This window comes from Micromonospora sp. DT43, from assembly GCF_049841645.1.
Taxonomy (GTDB): domain Bacteria; phylum Actinomycetota; class Actinomycetes; order Mycobacteriales; family Micromonosporaceae; genus Micromonospora.
The window spans coordinates 56042-78830 of the sequence record NZ_JBNCKR010000016.1 but is presented as its reverse complement, the minus strand read 5'-3'; the positions used below and the strand labels follow the sequence as shown (position 1 = coordinate 78830).

Sequence of the window (22789 nt, the reverse complement as noted above, 5' to 3'; positions counted from 1 at the left end):
CACCACCGCGACCGGCGTCCCTGCCGGCGGCCCCGATCAGCGGGCCACGCGGGTACGGCGGTAGTAGGACCAGCCGGCCAGCGGCAACGCGACCGCCCAGGCCAGCAGGAGGGGAAGGCCGATCAGGACACCGGTCGGGGTGAAGATGTCGTCCGCGCTGGACTGCGCCAGGTCGGCGGCGAACTGCCAGGGCAGGGTCACCGAGTAGCCGATCATGAGGGCCGATCCCAGGATCGTCGGCGTCAGCGGCACCCAGGGCGGCACCCGGCGTCCGCGCAGCAACGGCACCCAGCGGGGGAAGGCTAGTCCCCAGTCGCTGATCAGGCCGAGCGCCAGGACTCCGCCGAGGCCGGCGAGGACGCACAGCAGGCCCAGGTAGAACGCACCGGCCGGCAGGCCCAGGAGACCGTCGACCGGGTGCTCCCCGACGCCGGGGCCGCGACCGTGGTACCACTCGTCGAACGGGTCGGCGTGGGCGAACAGCGGGATGCCGAGGATCCAGGGCACGTGCAGCGGGATGAATCCCAGCACGGGCGCGATCCATGCCACGTGACCGGCGCGGCGGGCCCACCGCGGCGGCGGTGGCGTACGGGACGGCGTTGAGGCGTCGACGGTCCGGATCTGCGTCACGGTCGGTACTCCGTATCGGTGGGGGCGTTGATTCCTTCCGGGATGACGCTGCCCGGACGGCCGGCCGAGCGAATCCCCGCGCCGAGGGAGCCACATCCCCGCACCCGGTGAGCGGTCGCCCGCGCGGAATCGGCCTGACGCCGGAGGTTGCTCGCCGGTGGCATCATCGCCTCATGAACGTTCGTCGTCTGGCGGCCATCGACATGTACGGCAGCCGGGGCACCACCCGCCGACGGCGGATCATCCTGGCCGAGTTCCTCGTCGGCGTGGTCGCCATGGTGACGTGGGGCAGCTGGCTGTTGGCGTCCTCCGACGACCTCGGCGCCCGGGCGTTCGGCCTGTGGCTCATCGGGGCGGGCCTCAACTACGCTCCGCTGTCCGCGTACGCCATCATGCTGACGCGGCCCGGCGCCCTCGACGCCGAGCTGGCCGGCGCCGACACGGACCGTGAGCTACGCCGCTACACCGTCCTTCAGCTGTGGGTGTTCGTGCCGCTGTCGCTCGTCGTCTTCGCCATCCGCGACGTGCTCGCCCGACGCGGGCGCGGATGACACCGTCGAACGAGGGCAGGACCCCGGCCAGCCGCCGCAGGAGGCCCTAGGGTACGGCCATGGTTGACAGTCGTCAGGTGCTGCACTTCCGCGTACGGGCCCAGCAGCTCGACCGGGATCAGGGCACGCTCGCCGACACCGCCGTCCTGGACATCGGTGTGCAGAACACCGGCCCCGACGGCGCCCGGTGGGCGTTGGCCGCGCGCGGGGTAGACGTGACCGCGATGTCCGACGAGCAGGTGGTCCTGTTGTGGACGGTGCGCGGCGCCCCGCACCTCTACCGGCGGGCCGACGTGGGGCGCGTGGTGGCAGCGCTCGAACCCTTCTCCGATGCCGATGCGGGCAAGCGCATCTACGACGCGGCCAAGCCGTTGAAGGCTGCCGGCATCGCCAACCTCGCCGCTCTCGACGAGGTGGCCGCCCGCATGCGAGCCATCGTCACCACGCCGACGGTCAAGGGCGACGTCTCCGGCCGCCTGGCCACTCTGCTGCCCGAGCCGTACCTGCGGTTCTGCCGGGTGTGCGACGCCACGCACCTCTACGAGATGCCGTTCCGGCTGGCCGCCGCGCGGGCCGGGCTGGAGTTGGACCTCGACACGTCACCACCGGTCCTGCGACGCATCACCGGCTTCCGCAGGGCGGCCACCGCGGGCGACCGCTTCGACCTGATACGCGCCTACCTTCGCCTGCTCGGCCCGGCCACCCCGAAACACGTGGCCGACTATCTCGACGCCCCGGTCAAGGACGTGAAGGCGCGCTGGCCCGACGACGTGATCGAGGTGACCGTCGACGGGGAGGCACGCTCGCTGCTGGCCGCCGACGCGGAGGCCCTGGAATCGGCCGACACCGGCGGCGCCCGCCTCCTCGGCCCGTTCGACCTGTTCCTCCAGGCCAAGGACCGGGCGACCCTGGTGCCGACCGCCGCCCGCGCCAAGGAGTTGTGGCCGGTGCTGGGTCGCCCCGGCGCCGTCCTGGTCGACGGTGACCTCGTCGGCACCTGGCGTCCCCGCAAGTCCGGCAGGACGTTCACGGTCGCGATCCAGCCCTGGCAGCGGCTGTCGGCCGCCACGCGCAAGGCCGTCACCGCACAGGCCGAACGTCTCGCCGCCCACCGCGCCGTCTCCCTCACCGGCGTCGACTTCGCCAGTTAGGGCCCCGCGCGCCGAGCGGGCTGGGAGACTGCGAAGACCCCTCGGCACTCGGCTGCGGAACGCGTCGACGCCCGACGCGCGGAGAGGGGCGGGGATGCAACCGACCTGGCTCCTGGCGCTGGCCTGGGTCTCGCTCGCGGTCGGGTTCGTCAGCTGCGCGATCGTCGTCACCGACACCTACCTTCGCGGGCACCGTCAGCCGGTCCGGGTCATGGAGATCGTCTGGTTGGTGACCGTTCTCTACATCGGCCCGGCAGCCGTTCACCTCTACTGGAACTGGGGTAGGCCCGAGGCGTTCTCCCGACGGCGGCGCGACGACCAGCCCCGAAGGCCGCGCCGGGGCGTCGTCGTCACCCAGGTGTCCCGCTGCGGCGCCCACTGCGCCCTGGGTTTTGTCGTTGCCGAGGTCGCCCTGTACCTGATGAGGTCCGACCCGGCCCACGAGACCCTGTGGGTCGACTACGCCGGGGACTACCTGGCGGCGGTGGTGATAGCCGTGCTCTTCCGGTACGTCGGCGCGCCCGGTCGCCGCGGCACGAAGCTCTGGCACGCGCTGTCCACGGTCACCAGGGTCGAACTGCTGACCATCACCGCGTTCGAGCTGGCGCTGTTCGGGTGGCTGACGCTCGCACACCGCGTGATCTTCCCGGAGCCACCCCTGCGACCCGACAGCCCGATCTTCTGGTTCGCCGGCCAGTTGGGGCTGATCGCCGGCTTCGTCGCGGCGTGGCCCACCGCCTCCTGGCAACTCGGTCGGGGGCTGAGAGTCGAACGGCGCGCCGTGGATGGCTAGATCGACTCGAATTTCATGAAGTCGGGGTGTCCCAGAGGTCCGAACACCCCGACTTCCCGGAAGGCGAGTGGATCGTGGAACCTGGACGAAAGTCGGTGGTCATGAGGCCGTTGGCGGTCTAGCGTGCCCGCCGTGCTCTCCAACGAACAGATCATCGGACAGGCCCTCGACCGGATCGAGGCGGGGTACGTCTTTCCGGACAGGGTCGCGGACATCGACGCCGCCATCCGGCACCATGTCGCGGCGGGCGACTACGACGGCCTGGACGGGCCGGCGCTCTGCGAGACGGTGACCGAACACCTGCAGCAGGCCTGCCCGGACAAGCATCTGCGGCTGCTGTGGTCGGACCGGCCGCAGTCGCTGGATCCGGCGGACGAGGACGGGGGGCAGGCGGCGTTCCGCGCGCTGCTCCGCAGGGAGAACCAGGGGATCCGCCGCGTCGAGCACCTGGACGGGAACGTCGGGCTGATCGACGTGCGGCGCATCGCGTACGCCGACGACGGCGCCGCCGCGATAGGCGCGGCCATGCAGTTGGTCGCCCTCAGCTCCGCGCTCGTCCTCGACCTGCGCGCGTGCAGCGGCGGAACGCCGGAGGGCGCCGCGATGTGGTGCAGCTACTTCTTCCGCGACGACCAGGTGCACCTCAACGACTTCTACGAGCGGTCCACCGGCGCCACGCGCCAGTTCTGGACGACCGCGCACCTTCCCGCGCCGCGCTACGCGGACCGCCCGGTCCACGTGCTCACCAGCGCGATGACGTTCTCCGGGGGCGAGGACGTGGCGTACACCCTGCAGGCGCACGGCCGGGCGGTCGTCGTCGGTGAGACGACGCGTGGCGGCGCGCATCCGACGGCCCGCCACCCCGTCACCGAACACATCCTCGTGACCGTGCCGACCGCCCGGACCATCAACAGCGTCACCGGCACCAACTGGGAGGGCGTCGGAGTGATCCCCGACGTGCCCGTCCCGGCCGACCAGGCACTCGACACGGCCCTCAAGGCCATCTCGGGCGCATAAGCGCGGCCGAGTCGACGGCCGTGGTCTACCCGACGTCGACAGTGGCGCGCTGCCGCACGGCGGCGCGCTGCTGCCGGGCGGAGCGCAGGCCCAGGTAGGCGACCGCCCCGGAGGCCAGGTACAGCAGAGCCTGCACGTTGAGCACAAGGACGACGTCGAGTACGTCGCCGAGCAGGCCGGCCGCCGCCATGCCCAGCCCTTGCGACGCGTTGAAGATCGCGTAGTAGACGCCGAACGCCCGGCCCAGCGCGGTTTCGTGCTCCTGATCGGCGACGAGAGATCAACTCGGGTTCCGTGAAGTCGGCGTGTCCAACGAGCCGGGACACCCCGACTTCCATGAAGGCGAGTGGATCACGGCGCCAGCTTCCCGTCCGGTGCGACGGCCCCTGCGCGCAGTCCCTCCGCTCGTCAGCCCTTGGCCTGGCTGCGCCGGGGGCGCCGGGGGCGCCGGCGGGGGGTGTCGTCGCCGCCGGCGAGCCGGGTGAAGGTGAGCATGTTCGCCAGTGCCACGACGATGATCGCGAGGCCGACCTGGATCGCGAGCACCACCCAGTCCCAGCGCAGCACCCACACCCGCGCGCCGGCGCCGTCGTCGACGTGCAGGGCCCTGGCGACCACGGTGCCCAGCACCGCCGAGCCGACGCCGATGACGAACGTGGCGAAGAGACCGATCCGCTGCCTGCCCGGCAGGATGAGTCGGCCGAGCAGGCCGACGAGGGCCCCGATGAGCACCGCGCCGAGATAACCGGTTACCAGCATTGCCGTCTCTCCCCTCCAGCAGTGCCGACGTACATGCCCGATTCGCACGGTCCCGGAAACCCCGGGCCGGCCGACACCGACCCTCGGGGTCACCGGTCCTTACGCAGCAGGACTGTCACGGCCTCCCCGTCGGCCGTGCCGAAGGCGCCGTCGGTGGGATGCCCGAGCGCGGCGCCGAGGGTGCGGACGTGCAGGTCGACCACCGCCTCCACCAGGTCCGCCAGCACCGACACCGTGCCGCGGCCCCCTCGCCAACCCGCCAGGCACAGGCCGAGGCCGACGACCGCCGCGGGCCACCACAGCAGACCGAGCGCCAGATACAGCAGGCCCCAGCCAACCCGTCGGGCGGCGGCGGCGAAGTCGGCCTGCGCGAGGGCGAGCGGGACCCGGGTCTCCTCGGGCAGCAGCAGCCACAGTCGGGGCCAGGCGGCGGCCAGGTCCAGGCCGTAGCAGGTCCGCACCCGTACGGCAGTGGCGACCATGCGGTCCCCGATCCACGTCGGCCGGTCCGGCTCGGTCACCGCGATCCGATCGCAGGCGCGGGCGAGCGCCTGGGTGTCCGGCAGCGGACCGGTGGTGTCGTCGGCGGACCGCAACCGGCGTGCCTTGTCCCGCAGGGCGTTCTCGTAGCGGTCCATGGCGGCGTTCCACAGGCGTCGCCGCCGGCGGGTCAGGGCATCGCCGGCCCGACCCCAGTCCTGGGTCCACAGGGCCACGACCAGGCGTTCCAGGCTCTGGGCGGCCAGCGCGGCGACGACGCTGCCCAGCACGACACCGAGCACGATCAGCAGCGCGGACCCGGTGCTCCGCGACGGTGACCCGAGGGCGAGCCGGTCCACCTCCTGCCGCAGCAGCCGCAGGTCCCACCAGTGGGCGTGGCCGAGCCGCACCGCCACGGCGGCCATCGCCACGAACACCAGACCGGGCAGCGCCAGGCCGGAGAGCCACCGCTCGGCCAGCTTCCCACCGAGCGAGGCGATGACCGCGTTCACCGGTCCATCCGAAACGTCGGCAGCGGGCAGTCCCACACGGCGCAGCGCGGCGGCGGGCCGGCGTCCGGCCGGGGGACCTCGACCCGGTCGCACAGGTCACCGGGGCACACCCGCACGACTTCCGGGCGGCGGCCGTGGATGCCGGCCAGCGGCAGGTAGCGATCTCCCCGGACGGTCGTGTCGCCGCCGACGAGGCCGCCGAGGCGCATCAACTCGGTCACCTCGGCGAGCACCGCGTCCACGTCCTCGTCGGACAGCGACCGGTCCCGCAGTCGCGTCAGGGCCCGGGCCGGTTCCGGGCCGAGCAGGTCGCCCACCTGCGCGATGTCGGCGCAGACCCGGGCCAGCCGGGTGGCCCGGTCGTCGTCGAGCTGCCGGTCCCGCGCCGATTGACTCATCGGCTGATTATCTCCTGTCGATGTGGCGGGCGGCTGGCAGGCTGGGGGCAACCGCGATGGGGAGGTGCGTCGGTGGGTCGCTTCGCGAGGGACGCCGTGGACCACTGGCGTCGTGCCGCGGCCGGACGGCCGCTCGGCGACCGGCGGTGGGCCGAGGCCCAGGTGGAGCTGGGGGCCGCGCTGCTCGGCCGCTACCACGCACACCAGGCGCGGCAGGACCTGATCGAGGCCACCGTCGTGCTGGAGGCCGCGATCCGCGCGATGGCCGACTCCTTTCTGGCTGCCGATCTGGGTACGCCGCACGGCGTCCAGGCCCTTGCCACGTACACCGATGTGCTGCTGGCCAGAGCCCACATCGAGAGTGAGCCGCAGCTCCTGGACATCGCCGAGCAGTATCTGCGGTTCGCCGAGGACGCCTCGGCCGACCTCGCCAACAGCGCGGTGCTGATGCTCAAGACCTGCCAGGTCCATCGGGTCCGGCACGACTTCGACGGCTCGGTCGACACGCTCTACCGGCTCACGGCCATCGCCAAGATGGCCGAGCAGTGGATCAGCCCGGAACACCTGCCCGTGTTGCGGGGCATCCACGCGGAGGCACTGTTGCGCGCCTACCAGCTCACCGGCGTGGAGGACTACGTCGACGAGGCGTTGGAGCTGGTGTCCTCGGTGGACGCCACAGGCCCCAACCAGGACCAGATCGTTCTGCTGCGAGCCCGGTGCCTTTTGGCCCGGGCGTCCGGGACCACCCACACGGCAGATGTCGAACGGGCCGTCGCGGTGCTGCGGGAGCACAGCCCGCAGAGCGTCGACGCACGGTTCCTGGCCGGGCAGACGTTGCTCACCCTCGTCGACCGTACCGGCCGCGCCGAGCTGCTCCGCGAGGCGTGGGAGGAGTTCGCCGCCGCGCTGAGCACGGTCGGTGAGCGGCATCCGCAGCACCGGACGGCGCTCGCCAGCCTCTCCACAGTGGGCATGAGGACGCACCAGCTCACCGGGGACATCTCCGCCCTGGAGACGGCGATCGGTCTGCTGCGCCGGGCGCTCGCGCTGTCCGTACGTGGGGAGCCCAACCACGCGTTGTACTCGGACCAGTTGGGCTACAGCCTCCGGCTGCTCTACGACGCCACCGGGGAGCCCGCCTACCTCCAGGAGGCGCTCGTCCTGCTGCGCCAGGCGCTGGACGCCCTGCCCGCACGCGATCCGCATCGTGTCGAGACCGGGTTGTCCATCGCCCAGGCGCTGCGGGCGACCTACCTGCGTACCGGTGAGAAGGCGCTGCTCACCGAGGCCGTCGAGCGGGCGCGCGCCGCCGGCCGCATCGACTCCGGGGCCGTGCCGGTCCGGATCCAGGCGTTCGACAAGGCGGCCTACACGCTTACCGCGCTGGGCCGGTGGGCAGAGGCGACTGATGCCTTCGACGAGGCCATCACGTTGCTGCCCCGGCTGGCGTCGCGGGGGCGTACCCGACACGACCAGTACGCCGACCTCGGCTCGACGGCCGGGTTGGCGGCGACGGCCGCCTCCTGCGCGATCGGCGCCGGGCAGCCGGAGCGGGCGCTGGAGCTGCTGGAGCGCGGCCGGGGCCTGCTGCTGCACCAGCGGTTGACGGCCGACGGCGAGTGGGCGGCACTGCAACGCGCCGACGGGCGTCTGGCGGCGGACTTCCAGCGGATGCGCCGGGACTTCGAAGCGCCAGCCCCCGAAACGTCGCGGCCCACCACCTTCGGCCGGGACCGGGAGACCGAGTGGAACGTGCTGCTGGCGACGATCCGGGAGCTGCCCGGCCTGGGTGACTTCCTGCGCGCGCCCAGCGCCCGACAACTGCTCGACCGGGTCGACGGGACGGTGGTCGTGCCGATCGCAAGCGAGTTGCGCTGCGACGCGATCATCCTGCGGGGGCATCGCGTGACGGTGCTGCCGCTGCCGGAACTGTCGCTTGCCGACGCGATGACGCAACTACGGCTGCTCCAGGAGGCCACCACCACGGCGTACGACCCGACGGCGGACGCCCGGAGCAGGCTGCGCGCCCAGTCGGCGCTCAGCGACGTACTCGAATGGTTGTGGTCTGTCCTGGTCGGGCCGGTGCTGGAGGGGATCGGCGCGTCCGAGGCGGCCGGCGAGCTGCCGCGCGTCTGGTGGTGCCCGGTCGGTCCGCTGGCGTTCTTTCCCCTGCACGCCGCGCAGGCCGGCGCCGGCCGGTCGGCGCTCGACCGGGTGGTCTCCTCCTACACCCCGACGGTGACCGCGCTGGCCCGCAAGCGCACCGGAGCGCGCCAGTCCCGGCCGGACGCCCGGTCCTGCGTCGTGGCGATGCGCGCCACCCCCGGCGGCCCGGGGGCGCTGCCCAGCGCCGAGCGTGAGGCCGCGTCGGCGGCGCGGGCGCTGCCCGGCGCGTGGGTCGGGCTGGACACGGGAGCCACCCGGGAGAAGGTCCTGGACCGGTTGGCCGACTCGGCGTACGCGCACTTCGCGTGCCACGCGGTGGCCGATCCGCACGACCCGGCGCAGGGCCGGCTGCTCGTGCACGACCACCAGGCCAGCCCACTCACCGTGGCCGACCTGTCCCGCCTCGACCTGGACGCGGAGTTCGCCTTCCTGTCGGCGTGCGCGACCACCCAGGCCCCGCCGACCCTTGTCGACGAGGCGCTGCACATCACCGGCGCCTTTCAGCTCGCCGGGTTCCGGCATGTCATCGGCACCCTGTGGGAGGTCGACGACGCGATCTCCCTCGCCCTGACCACCGCCTTCTACGCGCACGGCGACGCGACCGGGTCGGCGGCGTACGCGCTGCACGCGGCCGTGCGGGGGCTGCGGGACCGTTACCCGCTGGCGCCGACGCTGTGGGCGGCGCACATCCACACCGGCGGCTGACCTTTCACCGCCCGTCGGTGAGCCGGACCAGCGCCCGGGCCCTCTCCGTGTCGGGATGACCCGGCCCGTGTACGCGTTCGCAGCCGGCCAGCGCGGCGCGCGCCTCCGGACCCGCGCGTCGGTCGCCGGCCTCGACGAGCAGTTGGGCGAGGAGCATCCGCATCTCCAGGGTCGCGGGGTGGTCGACGCCTCGGCCCCGTTCGCTGTCCGGCAGCGTGTCGGCAAGCAACCCGATCGCCTCGGCCCGCCGGTCCACCCCGGCGAGCGCTCGGGCCAGGGAGTGCCGGGCATGCAGGCGTACCCCGTCGGTGGTGCTGAGAGCGCGCCCGGCGTCGTCGGCGAGCGCCCGGGCGGCCTCGACCGCCTCGGCGGCCCGACCGTTGTCGAGCAGGACGACGAGCAGGTTGCTGCGGGCCTGGAGCGTCACCGGGCTGGTGGGGCCCACCGTCCGGGTCAGCCGCTGGACCACGTCCCGTAGGCCCCGCTCGGCCTGCTGGCTGCGGCCCTGCAGGTGCTGGATCCCCGCCAGCTTCATCTGGCAGGTCAACGTTTCCGCGTCGTCGCGGCCCAGCGTCCGCGCCATACCGTCGGCGATCGTCCGCAGCAGCGGTTCGGCCTCGTCCATCCGACGCAGCTCGATCAGCAGCCAGCCGAGGTTGTTGCCGCTGCGCAACGTCTCGGCGTCGGAGTCGCCCAGCACCCGACGCCGCGCCTCGTAGACGTCTCGTTGCACCCGTTCCGCCTCGGCGTGGCCGCCGCGCTGCCAGAGCGCGAAGGCCAGGCTGTGCTTGCTGCGCAGGGTGTCCGGATGCTCCGGCCCGAGCGCCGAGCTGCGCAACCCGACGATCTCCTGATAGACGGTCACGGCCTCGGCGACGTCGTGGTTGCGCATCAACTCCTGCGCGTATCGGGTGCCCGCCTCCAACGTCCGCGGGTCGCTCACGCCGTACTGCTCGTGGTAGGCGTGGTACTGCAGCCCGTAGGCGGTCGGACCGCCGATCGTCGTGGTGCTCGACCGACGACCGCCCCCGCTGACGGTGATTTCGAGGACCGGCCCGGACGGCGCCGACTCCCGCGGTGGCTCGTCGTCGCGTTTACGGCTGCGGTGGAACCATCTGCCCATCGCGCGCACCTCCTGCGCTGTCGACGACCTCACGATCGGGTGTCGGATCCGGATCCTCCGGCTCCCGAACGACGGGCGGGTAACTGATGTGGATGACGCGGATCATGGAGCCGGGAATGTAGAGCTTGACGGCCGGGGACGGCGTCCTCTCGAAGTAGCCGGTGCCGCTGAAGAAGAGGGGACGTTGCAGCACAAGGTCACGTCGGGCCGGGTCGTCCTCGATCGCCGCCTGTCGCAGATAACCCTCGACCAACCGCCCGTCGTCGAGTTCCACGGCGAGATAGGGCTCCCGTCCGCCTGGCGACGGGGTGGCGAGGACACCTACCGACATCACTCCGGCGTTGATGGGCCCGACACGGCTGGGGGCCCACCGGCCCAGCACCTCGCCGGCCACGATGCACAGCGTCACGCTCAGGAGCAGCACGAGGCCGGCGGACGCGACGACGTGCCATGCGGAGGCCCGCAGGTCGCGCGTGTCCCCCACCAGGTCGTGGAGTGAGACCAGCCACGGCACCACGTTTCCCAGCGCGAGAATCAGGAGGCTGGCGACGACTGTGGCCAGCGCCCCCGCGCCGAAGAACTCGATGACTTCCCTCGTGGGGCTGGGCTTGTCGGAGAGGACGTGACGCCGGTAGGTCTGCACGAAGCAGAAGCCGGGCGCCAGGGCGGCGATCAGGACGGCGACCGTGACGATGTTCGCGGGCATGGGCGCCGCCTAGGACGAGGGAGGACGGGGCGGCGGTGGGGCCACCGGTGGCGGGGGTACGAGCCGTCCCGCCTCGTCGTCGTCGCTCTCGATGGCGTCCTTGGTGACGTAGGAACGCCAGTCCAGACCCAGGTCGTCGAGATCGTCGAGCCCGTCGGGATCGGGATTGGACGGTTGGTGCGTCGTCATGTCATGAACCTCCACTCGTACCGGCGGGAATCCGACTGTCGACACCGAGGGCGACGAGCCCCGCCCAGAGCACCGGCGGCGCTTCCGGTCGGCTCTCCCGCCACCGACGCTGGGCCCGGCGCAGGGCGATCGACGGGGGTACGCCAGCGCTGAGCAGACCGTAGAGGTGGCTGAGGATGGTCGCCGTCGCATGACTGTACTCGGGATTTGCGGCCGTCCCGTCCGGCAGGGGAAACAGTCCACCGAGCACGGTCTCGGCTCCCCGGCACAGCGCCACGGTCGGGATGCCCAGGGGGTCGGTGCCCTGACGTTGGTCCAGTTCGGCCGACAGACAGGCGTTGATCAGCAGCAGCGGGGGGAATCGCAGCGCGAGCATGCGTGCGGCCGACAACTCGGTGCCGCCGGTCAGCTTGAGGGCGTGTGCCAGGCCCGGGCTTCCGTTGCCGTGCACAGTCACCGCCAGCAGGCGGAGCGGTGATCGTGTGCCGCAGTCCCGCAGCACGGACAGCAGCGCCTCGGGTGTCGGCAGGAATTCGACAGCATCCCCGTAGGCGCTGGTCAGGGCCTCCTGCTCGATGCGGATCCCGCCCCGGTTGACGCCCGAAAGATAGGCCGCCGCCGGCCCGTGCGACTGTTGCTCCCCATCCGGTGCGGTGTCGTCCAGCAGGGCGAGGCTGGGTAGGTAGCTCAGGATGGCGTGGTCGGCGAGGAACCGGTCCGTGCCGTCGTTCCGCACGGCCAGGACGGCCCAGGGGACCCGCCACAGCATCGGATCCGGGACGATCAGCAGGTGCGGCACGTCCCCGTCCGGGTCGCTACGGCCGAGGACGGTCAGGAGTCCCGGGGGCAGGAGCAGGGCGGCGAGCTCGGACCACTGGTCCCACTTCGGGGTAACCAGTCGACGGTAGTGCCGACTGGCCTTCCAGGTGCCGGTCTGCGCGCGGAATGCGGTCGGCAGTGCGCCGGCGGCATCGTCGACGGACTCGCCCGCACCGCCCTCGACATCGTCGGTGGCGGGCCGGCCCGGTGCCTGCACGATGAAGTCTCGGATGATCGACGCCTGCCGGTCCGTCGCCGTGTGGAGGTACGGAACGCGTACGCCGTCCGGGGACGTCCAGATGCCGGTGATGACCACCGAACCGTCGTCGTCGAAGAGCCGAGCCTGGAGCAGGTGGGAGCCGGGAGGAACCCGGCCCGCGGGTGCGCCGGACGCCTGCGGGGCGGTTCCCTGGAACATGCGCCGGAAGCGGATCGACACCAGGCTCTCCAGCCGCTCGTACGCGGCCAGGCTGACGATCCCCTTCTGCTTCAGGTCGTCGGGCTGTTCCGCCACGGGCCGCCCGGTCTGGTGCCCGCTTATCGCATCTTCGTAGCTGGCGATCTCGCCCAGCAGTCTGACGAGGTCCGGTTGGATGTCGTCGGCCCGGTCGTCCGCGGCGATGCCGCCCCGGAGCACCTGCCGCAGGGCGGTCCGGCTGCTCAGGTCCATCACCTCGGCGAGGAAATCCACAGCGGAGTCATCGCCCCGGTCGTAGCGCTCGTGGGCGAGCCGGACCGCTGTCAACTCCTGCTCACCCATGACGCGCGTGAGGTGGGCCTGAGCGTCCCTCCACCCCCAACCGGCCCTGACCTCGCTGAGCAGTCGGATCATCAGCAGGTAGGCGTCCAGCGCGCGCACCTCGTCACCGGTGAGGGTGAACACTGTCGCTCGCGCCAGATGGTGACGGATCCAGACGTGGGGACCGGCGTCGTCCTGCCGATACGCCTCGGCGGCCTCGGCGAGGTAGGTGTCGGCCTCGGCCGGCCGACCCGCCTCGGCGGCCAGGCCGGCGAGCAGGTCACACGCATTACCGAGAACGGTAGACGCTCCCCATTGGCGGCTGAGTGTGCGCGCCTCGAGCGCGTGCGACAGCGCGGCCTCGGTGTCGTCGGTCTGGACGCAGATGACCGCGAGGTTGTATTCGATCCGTACTCGATTCAACCGGTACATCTTCCCGCCGGCGACCTCGATCGCCTCGGTCATCGACGCTCGGGCTTCGGCGTACCTTTCCTGCGCCAGATACAGATTTCCCAGCCCCAGGAGAGCCTCCCCCAGCGCCGACCGGTCGGGGTGCTTCCGGAGGTATTCGGCGGCGGCCGTGAACTGCCGTTCGGCAAGCGCGTGGTCGCCCTGACCGAGTGCCCAGGCGGCGCGCTGCATGGCGATGCTGTGGAGCACCTTGGGATACTTCCGGACCGCCGGGTGGTTGGCGGCACGGTCCTGCAACTCCCGCGCGGCGGCCAGCTCACCGCGTCGGGCCTCGCCTTCCGCCTGCGACACGAACGCCAGGAGCGAATCCATCAGCTGGATGTCGCGCCACCGAAGCAGCCCTCCGGTTGCGCGCCAGAGTTTGATCCGTGTCTGCAGGCCGATGCCGACGAGCACCAGAGCACCGACGACTGCCACCTTCGCGCCGAACTGAAGCCAGGTGAGGTAGGCCAGTGCCGCCCAGATCGTGCAGGTGAGCAGCGGCCTGAAGGCGCTTCCGTAGACCCGCAGGACGACGGCGTCGCCTCGGGTCGCGAGAGTGGGCAGATATATCCTGTCGTTCAGGGTCCGAAAGAGTTGGGCGAGGGCCAGGAGAATCACGAGTTGCAGGATGCTGGGCGGATTCCGGCCGAGCATCGCGTTCACGAGGAATGCCAGGACGGCGATCTGCGCCAGGATCAGGGCGGCGAGCAACCCCTTGCGCCCCGCGCCAACCTCGTCCTGCTGCTGCAATCGGTAAGCGCGTGGTCTGTTGTCGACCATCCGGCGGTCGCCCTTCCTCGGCACCGATCCTGAAGGTTCTGGAAACCCGGTTGGGACGCGTCGCTCTCGGTAGGACAGCCTAGCCACATCACATTCACGTTCGTGCCGCGCAATGCACCTTTCGCACCGTACTTACGCATTTCCGTGATGGACAGTCGGATCCTGGACAGCGCGTTTCGGCAGCGGGACGCGCTCCCATGTCCAGGACAGCAGGCCGAACCGTCAGCGGGTGAGGCCGACGAGCGTCGCCAGTCGCGCCACGCCGGCCGGCGCCGGCTGCGCGCGGACCAGATCGGCGATGAGAGTACGTGCCAAACGGCCGGCACCGGGCTGCAGTGGCGGTAGTTGACGCGCCGCAGGCGCAGGGCCTGCCCGTGAGTGCGTTATACCGATGGCGGGGGTGTATGGACCGCGAGCGGGCGCAAGCCGTCGAACAGAACGGCAAGGGTCCGGTCGATGACCGGGCCGGAGTAGTCACCAGTTTCCGCCGCCATGCTGGCGCCCCGCAGCAAGGCGAGTATCTCGGGCATGCCGACGTCGAGGCGTACCGCGCCGACGCGTTGGGCGTCGCGCAGAAGGTCCGCCAACGCTTCGCGCATCTGCGTTCGCTGGCCTGCCTGCTCTGCTTTCACATCGATCCCCGCGCTGTGCAACGCGTCCGTCAGAGCCTTCTTGCGCGCTGCGTCCGCGACGACCTGCGCGAAGAATCGGAAGAACCCGGTCTGCGGCTCTGCGGCGACGCGCAACCGGGCGGCCTCGTCAAGCAGCAGGTCTATCCGCGCCGAGACGATCGCCGCGTAGAGGGCTTCCTTTGTGGCGAAGTGCCGGTAGACGGTGCCGACACCAACTCCGGCTCGGCGTGCGATCTCGTCCATGCGGGCGGTCAGTCCCTGCTCGCCGAGCACGATCTCGGCCGCCGCGAGGACCTTCGCGCGGTTGCGCGCCGCATCCGAGCGGATCATGCCGGCCTCCTTCGATTCGAGCACCCTTGACGAGCGGAATCCAGGTTCCGTATCTTCAAGCGGAATATTGATTCCGATTCTACGGGGATGGCATGCGGTACGCGACACTGGGCCGATCCGGTCTCCACGTCTCCCGGGCATGCCTGGGCACGATGAACTTCGGCACCGACCCGCAGGCACCGACACCGGAAGCCGAGACCCGCCGCATCATCGGCGAGTTCCTCGATGCCGGCCACAACTTCATCGACACCGCGGACACCTACCGAGGCGGCACCAGCGAAGAGATCGTCGGTCACGCCATCGCCCACCGTCGCTCCGAGGTCGTCCTTGCCACCAAGGGGGCGGCACCGCAAGGCGCCGGACCCAACAACCGGGGCCTGTCCCGCGCCCACCTCACTCGCGCCCTGGAGGCGAGCCTGCGCCGACTGGGCACCGACTACATCGACTTGTATCAGTGTCACGTCCCGGACCCGGACACCCCGATCGACGAAACCATGGCAGCGCTCGATGGCTTCGTGCGCTCCGGCAAGGTCCGCTACATCGGCTGCTCCAACTTCACCGCCGCCGGCATCGTCAACGCCCAATGGGCAGCGCAACGCGTCGGCGGAACACCCTTCGTCAGCCTGCAAGCCAACTATTCCCTGATCACGCGTGCCATCGAGGCCGAAATCGTCCCCACCTGCCAGCAACACGGGCTCGGCCTCCTCGCCTACAGCCCGCTAGGCAGCGGTCTGCTCGCCCAGCGCTACCAGCGCGGCACCGCGCCGCCCGCCGAATCCCGACTCGCCCAATGGGCGGCCATGCCCAGCCCGATGGCACGCGCATTCGTGACCGGTCTCCTCGCCGAGCGACATTTCGACATCGTCGACGAGGTCACCAGCGTCGCCGCCGAACTAGGAACGACCACGCCAACCGTGGCGCTCGCCTGGCTCAGCAGCCGCCCCGAGATCACCTCGGTGGTCCTCGGCCCGCGCTCCGCCGACCAACTGAGCGACAACCTCGCCGGCCTCGCATTCGAGCTTCCGGGCAGCGCCTCCACCCGGCTGGACGCGGCAAGCCAGTGCACCATCAGCCCTCCGGTCAACGGCCAGCACAACACGGCCTGATTTCAGCGACGAGCCGCCCTCGCGATCCTCGTACCCCCTCGCTCGTCTTTCCTTCTGCCACGATCCGCGTGCATCCGCCTCCACGCGATGCGACATCAACGTCACACCGCCACGATCGCCGCCTGGGCTACCGAGATGGTTGCCGTTGCCGCCAGGATCGATCCGCCGCCGGCAGCGGCCGTCGCCGGTCGACGGCCAGCGATGATCGATCCGGCCGAACCGGCGTCGCGCACAACGGCTCCGACCCAAAATGTGGAGTGCGGAGGCGGTATCGGCGGCCACTGACTCGTTGCTCATCAGATGCTCATCGGGCTGCGGCAAGGTCGAGAGGTACACCTGCCGACGTCCGGCAGGTACGCCGTTCGGGCACCGATCGGCGACCACTCACGAGGAGAACAGCACGTGGACCTGCAGCTCAGCGGCAAGACCGCCTTCATCAGCGGATCCAGTCAAGGCATCGGTTACGCGACCGCGAAGGCCCTGGCCGGCGAGGGTGTCAACGTGGTCCTCAACGGCCGCGACCCGGCAAAGCTGGCCGAGGCTGTCGACGTGTTGCGCCGGGAGGCGCCCAACGTATCCGTCACCGGTGTCCCGGCAGACTTTTCGGTTGTCGAGGACGTCGACAGGCTGTGCGACGAACTGCCAAGCGTTGACATTCTCATCAACAACGTCGGGCTCTTCGAGCTCAAGCCCTTCGACCTCATTTCCGACGAGGAGTGGCGGCGCTACTTCGAGGTGAACGTGCTCAGCGGGGTCCGGCTCGCGCGGCACCTCATGCCGGCGATGCTCGATCGGGGGTGGGGCCGGATCGTGTTCGTGAGCAGCGAGTCGGGCGTCAACATTCCCGCCGACATGATCCACTACGGCACGTCCAAGACGGCGATGCTCGCAGTGGGCAACGGTCTGGCGAAGCTGACGAAGGGCACCGCGGTGACCGTCAACTCGGTGCTGGGCGGCCCCACCTATTCCACAGGCGTCGCCGAAACGGTCAGGTCGCTTGCCGATGCCCAGTCCCTCCTCGAGGACGACCTGAAGGTGGCGATCATCGGCGCCAACCAGACCTCCCTACTGGGACGCTTCATCGAACCCAGTGAGATCGCGAAGGCCGTGACCTTCCTCGCCAGTCCGGCCGCGTCCGCAATCAACGGATCGGCGGTACGCGTCGACGGCGGCGTGCTGACAACGATCCTGTGAGTCCGAAGCGGGACTGACGCACCCACCTGGAGGTACGCCCGAGCGGCGTCGACCAGGTAGGCGCCCCGGTACTCGGCCGGCAACCGCCGCCACCCCTCCCGCGCCGCTGCTGTCCGGCGAAGATCCGCGCACCGTCGCCGCCCCGGCCACCTGACTAGTTGCCTCATCGGAAAGAAGCTAGTACTTTCCAATGAGGCAACTAGTCAAGGAGGTCACGATGAGCATGCAAGACGATCAGCAGAACGCGGCAGCAACTCTGGCCACGATCCACGAGCACCAGCAACGGACCCGGCGCGCGGCGCGCGTGCCGTGGTGGGTCTACGCAACGATGTTCCTCCTGAGTGCCGCGGCATGTGCGGTTAACGACTTCGTCGACCTCGATGGCGCCAAGCTGCTCGCCGCGGTGGTCCTGGTCGTGCTCGTCATCGTTGCCGTGATCACTTTTGCCGGCCGATCAGCGCCACTGAGCAGGCTGCGCGCTGTGCGGCGCAGGCAGACGTTCGCGCCACAGGCTTTCGGTGTGGTGGCGGTCGTCGGCGGTCTCGGCGGCTGGCTGCTCTCCCGTTACGGCAACACGATCGCTGACAACGTGGCCGGCGCGATCGGCCTGAGCAACTACCCGAACACCGTCGCCGGGATACTCCTCGGCGCTGCGTTCACCGCGCTGTTCGCCCTGAGTCAGCTGCTGAGCGAGACCTTCCAACACCGAAGCGGCCGATGACCGACTCACCACCAACTGCGGGCCGGGCACCGGGCCTGGACCGGCTGCTCTCGGATCCGACACGGCTGGCGATCATGTCGGTGCTGACAGCCGCGGACTGGTGCGACTTCGCCTTCCTGCGGGACGCGGTGTCACTGTCGGACTCCGCACTGTCCAAACAGCTCACCACGCTCAAGAACGACGGGCAGATCGAGCAACGGCGCACGTATCACGGCCGGGTACCCAAAACCACGGTACGAGCCACCGACGAGGCCCGATCCCGTTTCGTGAGGCATGTCGAGGCGCTACGAATGATCGTGGAACGCGCTCAAGCCGGAGAACAGCCGCGGTCCTAGGTCCCGTTTCGTAGCCCGGTTGACCCGACGGCCTACGTCTCGTCGACGGGTTGTCAGGCGTGGGAGTAGGCGCCTGTGTTGAGGTCGTCCAGGAGGGTGGGGCCGGTGGGTGTCCAGCCGAGAATCTCCTGGGTGCGAGTACTGGAGGCGGGGATGTCCCTGCCGAAGAATCCGCCGATCCAACCGAAGTGAGCTGGTGCGTTCTCGGCCGAGATGGAGGCGACGGGCAGGTCGAGCGCGTGGCCGATCGCCTCGGCGATCTGGCGTGTCGGGACTCCTTCCTCGGCGATCGCGTGCAGGAGCGAGCCCGCGGGTGCTTTCTCCAGTCCGAGGCGGACGAGGCGGGCGGCATCGGAGCGATGCACTGCGGGCCACCGGTTCGCACCGTCGCCGATGTAGCAGGCGACGCCCTTCTCCCGCGCGATACCGACGAGAGTGGTCATGAAGCCGTTGTCGCCCGCGCCGTGCGTGGTGGGGGCGAACCGCACCCCGACCACGTGCACGCCTCGGGCGAGGTAGTCCAGTGCGAGGTTCTCGCCGCCGCCGCGAGGGGTGTCGGGGCCGTGGAACGGGGAGGCATCGTCTTCGGTGGCGGGACGACCACCGTCGACCGGGATGATGCCCGAGGCGAACAGGAACGGCCGACCCGAACCTTCGAGGGTGTCCCCGATTGCCTCGATCGCGGCTCGTTCGGCCCTGTTCGAGACGGCGGGGTTGTCGAAGTCGTGTTTGTTGGCGAGATGAATCACGGCCTCGGCGTCTGCGGCGCCCGCGCGGATGCCGTCGAGGTCGTCGAGGTCGCCGCGCCGGACCGTGACGCCCATGGCTTCCAGAGCGGCGGCGGAGGTGTCGGAGCGGGCGAGGCCGACGACGTCGTGACCGGCCGCGAGCAGCTCGTCGACGGTGGCGGAGCCGATCCAACCGGATGCCCCGGTGACGAAAACGCGCATGGATGGATCTCCTTCTTGATTCCGGCCAACCAACACCCTGGTGATGTCAGTTGCTGTCGTCACCCTAGCGCATGATGTCAGCCGCTGTCATCACTATGCTCTCCCCATGGCGCGATGGGATCCAGGTGCGAGGCAGCGCCTACAGATGGCGGCACTGGAGCTCTATGTCCGACAAGGCTTCGAGAAGACGACCGTCGAAGAGATCGCCCAGAGCGTCGGCCTGACCGAGCGCACGTTCTTCCGTCACTTCGCCGACAAGCGCGAGGTGCTGTTCGACGGACAGGACATGCTGCAACAGGCATTCCTGGACGGCGTGCGCGCGGCCCCGCCGTCCGCGTCGCCGCTGGAGATGGTCACCGCAGCCCTGGCGGTCGCGGCGGAGTCCTTCGCCGACGAACGACGGCCCTGGTCACGTCAGCGCCACGCGGTCATCACGGCGAACCCCGGCCTACTGGAACGCGAGCTGCTGAAGAGGGCATCGCTCGCGGCGGTGGTAGCCGGCGCGTTGCGTGCGCGCGGTGTCGCCGAGCGAGCGGCCGTCCTCGCGGCGGAAACCGGCGTGACGGTTTTCTACGTGGCCTTCTCCGAGTGGATCGCCGAGGACGAACAGAGGTCACTAGCCGAGGTCGAGCGTGCGGTGCTGGAAGAACTGAAAGCACTGGCAGCTTGACATTTTTCGCCATCGAAGCCCCGATGGCTGCCTTTGTCCCGTCCCGCCGCCCGGCGCTTGGGTCGCCGCAGGTGCTCACCGGGTGAGGCCGACCAACGTCGCCAGTCGCGCCACGCCGGCCGGCGCCGGCTGCGCGCGTGCGACATCGGCGATGAGAGTACGCGCCAACGGCCGGCACCGAACCTCAGCCGGCGCGACACTGTCCGCGTCGACAAGCGCCCGCGCCGCCCCGCGCAGGTCACCCACCTGGAGGTACGCCCGCGCGGCGTCCACCAGGTACGCGCCGCGATACTCGGCCGGCAACCGCCGCCACCCCTCCCGCCGCACCACAGTCGAGTGCCTGTGCAGTGCCTCGACGGCGTCACCCCGCGACACCGCCGCCAGCACCCGCGCCAGCTCCACGGCGACCGGGCCGAAGCTGGTGCGGTGCTGATCGTCGTACCCCCGAAGGTGTGCGGCGACGCCCGCGGCCCGGTCGGCCAGCTCGTCGGCGCGGCGATGCTCGCCGCAGCCCGCGGCGGCCAGGGCGGCCTGGACCAGCAGTGTCCCACCCACTGCCCACTCCCCCGCCGACCGCTGCGGCCGGACACGGTTCGCGGCGGCGAGGGACGCGGCCAGGGCCAGGCGGTCGCGGCCGGCGGCGCGGAGCGCCTGGCTGACCGAGACGGCCGCCGTCGCCGCGAGCGCCGGGTCATCGGCGGCGGCGGCCATCGCCCGGTCGGCGGCCAGCCAGCCGAGGTCGGCCTCGCCGAGCTTGACCAGCAGCGACGAGGTGATGCGGTACGCCTGCACCAGCAGCTCCGCCGACCGCGCGCCCTGGGCGGCGTCGAGCAGACCCGGCAACACCCGCACCAACTGCCCGTAGTGCGCGTGCTGGTAGGTCAACCAGGCGTAGCCGACCTGCCGCCTCAGCTCGTCCGTCTCCTGTGGGGCCTGCGGAGTGTCGTAGCGGGCGAGCGCGGCCCGGATGTCGTCCACCCCATCCGGAGGGCCGGCAGGGACGCTTTGCGGCTGGCCGAGAAGCACCTCCGGGTCGACGCGCAGGACGTGGGCCAGCTCCTGGATCACCGAGTACCGGTCCAGGGGGCGCACGCCCCGCTCGATCTTGTCGACCCAGCTCTTCGACCTGCGCAATCGGTCGGCAAGCATCTGCTGCGTCATCTGCCGCCGCACCCGCCAGCGGGCGACCCGCCGGCCGATCGGGAGGTCATCGTTGGTCACGCCGCCACCGCCGGTCCGGGACCGCGCGGGTCGTGTCCTCCACGGGTACGCGGTCTGCCTCGGCCTGGGCGAGGAGGCGCTGTTTGGCGGCCTCCCGCTCGGCGGCCTCACCCTTGTTCTCCGAAGCGTTGTCGTCCTTACCGCTCATCCCCGCCTCCTCCGTCAGAGGCCCGGGAGGCTCGCCACCCCAGGCCGTTGGAACGCGACCACGTCCCAAAACGGACAGTAGGGCGGATTAGTGATGGGGGGAATTACTGGCAGTTATACGGCCAGGTTGATGCCGATGCGGCCGGCGAGCAGCCGCAGGTCGTCGGGGATGGCCCGGCGCTGGGCACGCTGGGCCAGGGTCACCACTGCGTCGCGGGCGAGGGGGTTGATGGCGAACGGGATCGGCGCGGCCTGTTCGGCCCGGATGAATGCTGCGAGGGCTTCGGAGTCTCGACGACCGCCGTCCGCCAGCGCTCGTCCGATATCCAGCCAGTACGACAGTTGGCGATTCGATGCCTTGAGCACCTGCGGTCGTATCGTCCGGGACAGCTCGATTATCTTGCCGTACTCGCCCTGCTCAGCCGCGATGGACATCTTCCAGAGCCCGACATTGGTGGGACCGAAGCAGCACCCGTTGAAGCCACCACCGTCGGCCGGATCTCCCAGACTCGCCGCCTCGCGTGCTGCCTCCGCGAGGTGGTCGCGGGCAACGTCGGGGCGAGCGTCCACGGTCGAGGCCAGCGCCGCCATGAGGTGAAGCTGACCAAGCATCTGTCGCACCCGGACGTCGGAGGCGTCCCCCTGGAGCTCCGCCAGTGATCGGTCAGCGGAATTGGCCGCCAAGCGGGCCGACTCGATCGGCAGGCTCTGCGCGTAGACGAACCGGGATGCGCCGATCCACGCGCGATCTTCAACGTCCTCGGCAGCCGACACGGATACCCGGGCGGCGTTGAGGGCCAGGTGGCGGTAGCCGAGGTGCCGGAGGCAGGTGGAGGCCAGGTAGGCGACCTGAGCGAGCGCGGTGCCGCCCACGGCGGCAGCTTCGAGCAGCAGGTCCGGGAGCATGCGGGCCATGGCCGAGTAGTTGCACGAATTGCGGAGCTGATCGGCGCGGGCGGTCTCGGCCGTCAGGCGTTCCGGTGTGTAGGTCGACGGGCGGCGCTCGCCGTCCTCGATCTCGATCAGGGCCGACCAGATCGCCGGCACACACTCGGCAGCGCTCTCGCGGGCCGGATCACCGGACTCGGTGCCCTGGCCGAGCAGATCGGCCACCGTGACCTGGAGTGCGGCGGCGAGAGCGACCAGGGTGGACCTGCGGTCGATGGTTTTGCGGCCCGACTCGACCTGTGACACGTACGACTGAGTGACACCAGCGAGCCCAGCGAGCACGGCCTGAGTCATCCCGCCACGGCGCATCCGCCAGTAGCGAATCCTGGCACCGATGGTGTCCGGCTTCGTCACCATGCCTACTCCTGGTTAGAGGACCGATCTGGCATTGAGCCCGCTACCCCCGCCCGGTTGGACGCTACACCCGCTGAGCAGCGCATCGGTGACGCTCGACGTCGTGCGGGTGGGTCTGGCACCTTCCGTGGTCAGCCGGCTTCCGAGCCTCGATCGGCAACAATAGGCGGCGTCACTCGACGGATGACATTGAAGGCGCGCAACGACCCA

25 protein-coding genes are annotated in these 22789 nt (G+C 70.6%); 10 read left to right on the top strand and 15 right to left on the bottom strand.

Annotated elements, in window-relative coordinates; translation table 11 throughout:
- Window positions 1-36: 36 nt before the first annotated feature.
- The gene (locus tag ACLQ26_RS28670; RefSeq protein ID WP_425747456.1) at window positions 37-630 is read right to left on the bottom strand and encodes a hypothetical protein; all 594 of its coding nucleotides are present in this window, start codon (window positions 628-630) and stop codon (window positions 37-39) included.
- Between the two features lie 173 nt (window positions 631-803).
- On the opposite strand from ACLQ26_RS28670, the gene ACLQ26_RS28665 reads away from it, so the two are divergent.
- The 4 genes from ACLQ26_RS28665 (at window position 804) to ACLQ26_RS28650 (ending at window position 4142) form a co-directional block, all read left to right on the top strand.
- Complete coding sequence (locus ACLQ26_RS28665; RefSeq protein ID WP_425747454.1) at window positions 804-1181, top strand: hypothetical protein; 378 nt, start codon at window positions 804-806, stop codon at window positions 1179-1181.
- Window positions 1182-1240: 59 nt separating this feature from the next.
- Window positions 1241-2332, top strand: a complete 1092-nt coding sequence (locus ACLQ26_RS28660; RefSeq protein WP_425747453.1) for a winged helix DNA-binding domain-containing protein — start codon at window positions 1241-1243, stop codon at window positions 2330-2332.
- A gap of 94 nt (window positions 2333-2426) precedes the next feature.
- On the top strand, window positions 2427-3125 hold the full coding sequence (locus ACLQ26_RS28655) for a DUF4396 domain-containing protein (protein ID WP_425747452.1): 699 nt from the start codon (window positions 2427-2429) through the stop codon (window positions 3123-3125).
- A gap of 132 nt (window positions 3126-3257) precedes the next feature.
- Complete coding sequence (locus tag ACLQ26_RS28650; RefSeq protein ID WP_425747451.1) at window positions 3258-4142, top strand: S41 family peptidase; 885 nt, start codon at window positions 3258-3260, stop codon at window positions 4140-4142.
- Window positions 4143-4167: 25 nt separating this feature from the next.
- On the opposite strand, the gene ACLQ26_RS28645 is transcribed toward ACLQ26_RS28650, so the two are convergent.
- The 4 genes from ACLQ26_RS28645 to ACLQ26_RS28630 all read right to left on the bottom strand — a co-directional run bounded on the left by ACLQ26_RS28645 (window position 4168) and on the right by ACLQ26_RS28630 (window position 6291).
- Window positions 4168-4332: a hypothetical protein gene (locus tag ACLQ26_RS28645; protein WP_425747450.1), complete on the bottom strand. Its 165-nt coding sequence runs from the start codon at window positions 4330-4332 to the stop codon at window positions 4168-4170.
- A gap of 218 nt (window positions 4333-4550) precedes the next feature.
- Entirely contained in the window at window positions 4551-4901 is a 351-nt protein-coding gene (locus tag ACLQ26_RS28640) for a GlsB/YeaQ/YmgE family stress response membrane protein (protein WP_425747449.1), read from the bottom strand.
- A gap of 89 nt (window positions 4902-4990) precedes the next feature.
- The gene (locus ACLQ26_RS28635; RefSeq protein WP_425747448.1) at window positions 4991-5893 is read right to left on the bottom strand and encodes a hypothetical protein; all 903 of its coding nucleotides are present in this window, start codon (window positions 5891-5893) and stop codon (window positions 4991-4993) included.
- Window positions 5890-6291: a hypothetical protein gene (locus ACLQ26_RS28630; RefSeq protein ID WP_425747447.1), complete on the bottom strand. Its 402-nt coding sequence runs from the start codon at window positions 6289-6291 to the stop codon at window positions 5890-5892. The genes ACLQ26_RS28635 and ACLQ26_RS28630 overlap by 4 nt, the downstream gene beginning before the upstream one ends.
- 72 nt (window positions 6292-6363) lie before the next feature.
- Between ACLQ26_RS28630 and ACLQ26_RS28625 the strand changes: the two genes are divergently transcribed.
- Window positions 6364-9162 carry a CHAT domain-containing protein gene (locus tag ACLQ26_RS28625; RefSeq protein ID WP_425747446.1) on the top strand — a complete coding sequence of 933 codons (2799 nt, stop codon included), beginning with the start codon at window positions 6364-6366 and terminating at the stop codon, window positions 9160-9162.
- Window positions 9163-9166: 4 nt separating this feature from the next.
- Here ACLQ26_RS28625 and ACLQ26_RS28620 read toward each other — a convergent pair whose 3' ends face one another.
- The 5 genes from ACLQ26_RS28620 to ACLQ26_RS28600 form a co-directional block, all read right to left on the bottom strand.
- A complete protein-coding gene (locus ACLQ26_RS28620; protein WP_425747445.1) occupies window positions 9167-10285 on the bottom strand; it encodes a tetratricopeptide repeat protein in 1119 nt (372 codons plus the stop codon).
- Window positions 10257-10991 (bottom strand): DUF6338 family protein, encoded by a 735-nt coding sequence (locus ACLQ26_RS28615; RefSeq protein ID WP_425747444.1) that lies wholly within the window; start codon window positions 10989-10991, stop codon window positions 10257-10259. Before ACLQ26_RS28615 ends, ACLQ26_RS28620 begins: the two co-directional genes overlap by 29 nt.
- Before the next feature lie 9 nt (window positions 10992-11000).
- Window positions 11001-11180, bottom strand: a complete 180-nt coding sequence (locus ACLQ26_RS28610) for a hypothetical protein (RefSeq protein WP_393293072.1) — start codon at window positions 11178-11180, stop codon at window positions 11001-11003.
- A 1-nt stretch (window position 11181) separates the two neighbouring features.
- Entirely contained in the window at window positions 11182-13941 is a 2760-nt protein-coding gene (locus tag ACLQ26_RS28605) for a CHAT domain-containing protein (protein WP_425747442.1), read from the bottom strand.
- 413 nt (window positions 13942-14354) lie between these two features.
- Entirely contained in the window at window positions 14355-14933 is a 579-nt protein-coding gene (locus ACLQ26_RS28600; protein WP_425747441.1) for a TetR/AcrR family transcriptional regulator, read from the bottom strand.
- 152 nt (window positions 14934-15085) lie between these two features.
- Between ACLQ26_RS28600 and ACLQ26_RS28595 the strand changes: the two genes are divergently transcribed.
- Complete coding sequence (locus tag ACLQ26_RS28595; protein WP_425747440.1) at window positions 15086-16039, top strand: aldo/keto reductase; 954 nt, start codon at window positions 15086-15088, stop codon at window positions 16037-16039.
- 101 nt (window positions 16040-16140) lie between these two features.
- Here ACLQ26_RS28595 and ACLQ26_RS28590 read toward each other — a convergent pair whose 3' ends face one another.
- Window positions 16141-16272: a hypothetical protein gene (locus tag ACLQ26_RS28590; protein ID WP_425747439.1), complete on the bottom strand. Its 132-nt coding sequence runs from the start codon at window positions 16270-16272 to the stop codon at window positions 16141-16143.
- A gap of 169 nt (window positions 16273-16441) precedes the next feature.
- Between ACLQ26_RS28590 and ACLQ26_RS28585 the strand changes: the two genes are divergently transcribed.
- The 3 genes from ACLQ26_RS28585 to ACLQ26_RS28575 all read left to right on the top strand — a co-directional run bounded on the left by ACLQ26_RS28585 (window position 16442) and on the right by ACLQ26_RS28575 (window position 18289).
- Window positions 16442-17233, top strand: a complete 792-nt coding sequence (locus ACLQ26_RS28585) for an SDR family NAD(P)-dependent oxidoreductase (RefSeq protein WP_425747438.1) — start codon at window positions 16442-16444, stop codon at window positions 17231-17233.
- A gap of 217 nt (window positions 17234-17450) precedes the next feature.
- On the top strand, window positions 17451-17954 hold the full coding sequence (locus ACLQ26_RS28580) for a hypothetical protein (protein WP_425747437.1): 504 nt from the start codon (window positions 17451-17453) through the stop codon (window positions 17952-17954).
- Between the two features lie 74 nt (window positions 17955-18028).
- Complete coding sequence (locus tag ACLQ26_RS28575) at window positions 18029-18289, top strand: transcriptional regulator (protein ID WP_425747436.1); 261 nt, start codon at window positions 18029-18031, stop codon at window positions 18287-18289.
- Window positions 18290-18342: 53 nt separating this feature from the next.
- On the opposite strand, the gene ACLQ26_RS28570 is transcribed toward ACLQ26_RS28575, so the two are convergent.
- Window positions 18343-19239 (bottom strand): SDR family oxidoreductase, encoded by an 897-nt coding sequence (locus ACLQ26_RS28570; protein ID WP_425747435.1) that lies wholly within the window; start codon window positions 19237-19239, stop codon window positions 18343-18345.
- A 145-nt stretch (window positions 19240-19384) separates the two neighbouring features.
- On the opposite strand from ACLQ26_RS28570, the gene ACLQ26_RS28565 reads away from it, so the two are divergent.
- Window positions 19385-19909, top strand: a complete 525-nt coding sequence (locus ACLQ26_RS28565) for a TetR/AcrR family transcriptional regulator (protein WP_425747434.1) — start codon at window positions 19385-19387, stop codon at window positions 19907-19909.
- A 75-nt stretch (window positions 19910-19984) separates the two neighbouring features.
- Here the strand turns inward: ACLQ26_RS28565 and ACLQ26_RS28560 are convergent, their stop codons facing one another.
- The 3 genes from ACLQ26_RS28560 to ACLQ26_RS28550 all read right to left on the bottom strand — a co-directional run bounded on the left by ACLQ26_RS28560 (window position 19985) and on the right by ACLQ26_RS28550 (window position 22582).
- Window positions 19985-21130, bottom strand: coding sequence for a helix-turn-helix domain-containing protein (locus tag ACLQ26_RS28560; protein WP_425747433.1), 1146 nt, complete (start codon window positions 21128-21130; stop codon window positions 19985-19987).
- A complete protein-coding gene (locus ACLQ26_RS28555; RefSeq protein ID WP_425747431.1) occupies window positions 21117-21278 on the bottom strand; it encodes a hypothetical protein in 162 nt (53 codons plus the stop codon). The genes ACLQ26_RS28560 and ACLQ26_RS28555 overlap by 14 nt, the downstream gene beginning before the upstream one ends.
- 113 nt (window positions 21279-21391) lie before the next feature.
- Window positions 21392-22582: a helix-turn-helix domain-containing protein gene (locus ACLQ26_RS28550; protein WP_425747430.1), complete on the bottom strand. Its 1191-nt coding sequence runs from the start codon at window positions 22580-22582 to the stop codon at window positions 21392-21394.
- Window positions 22583-22789: the final 207 nt, after the last annotated feature.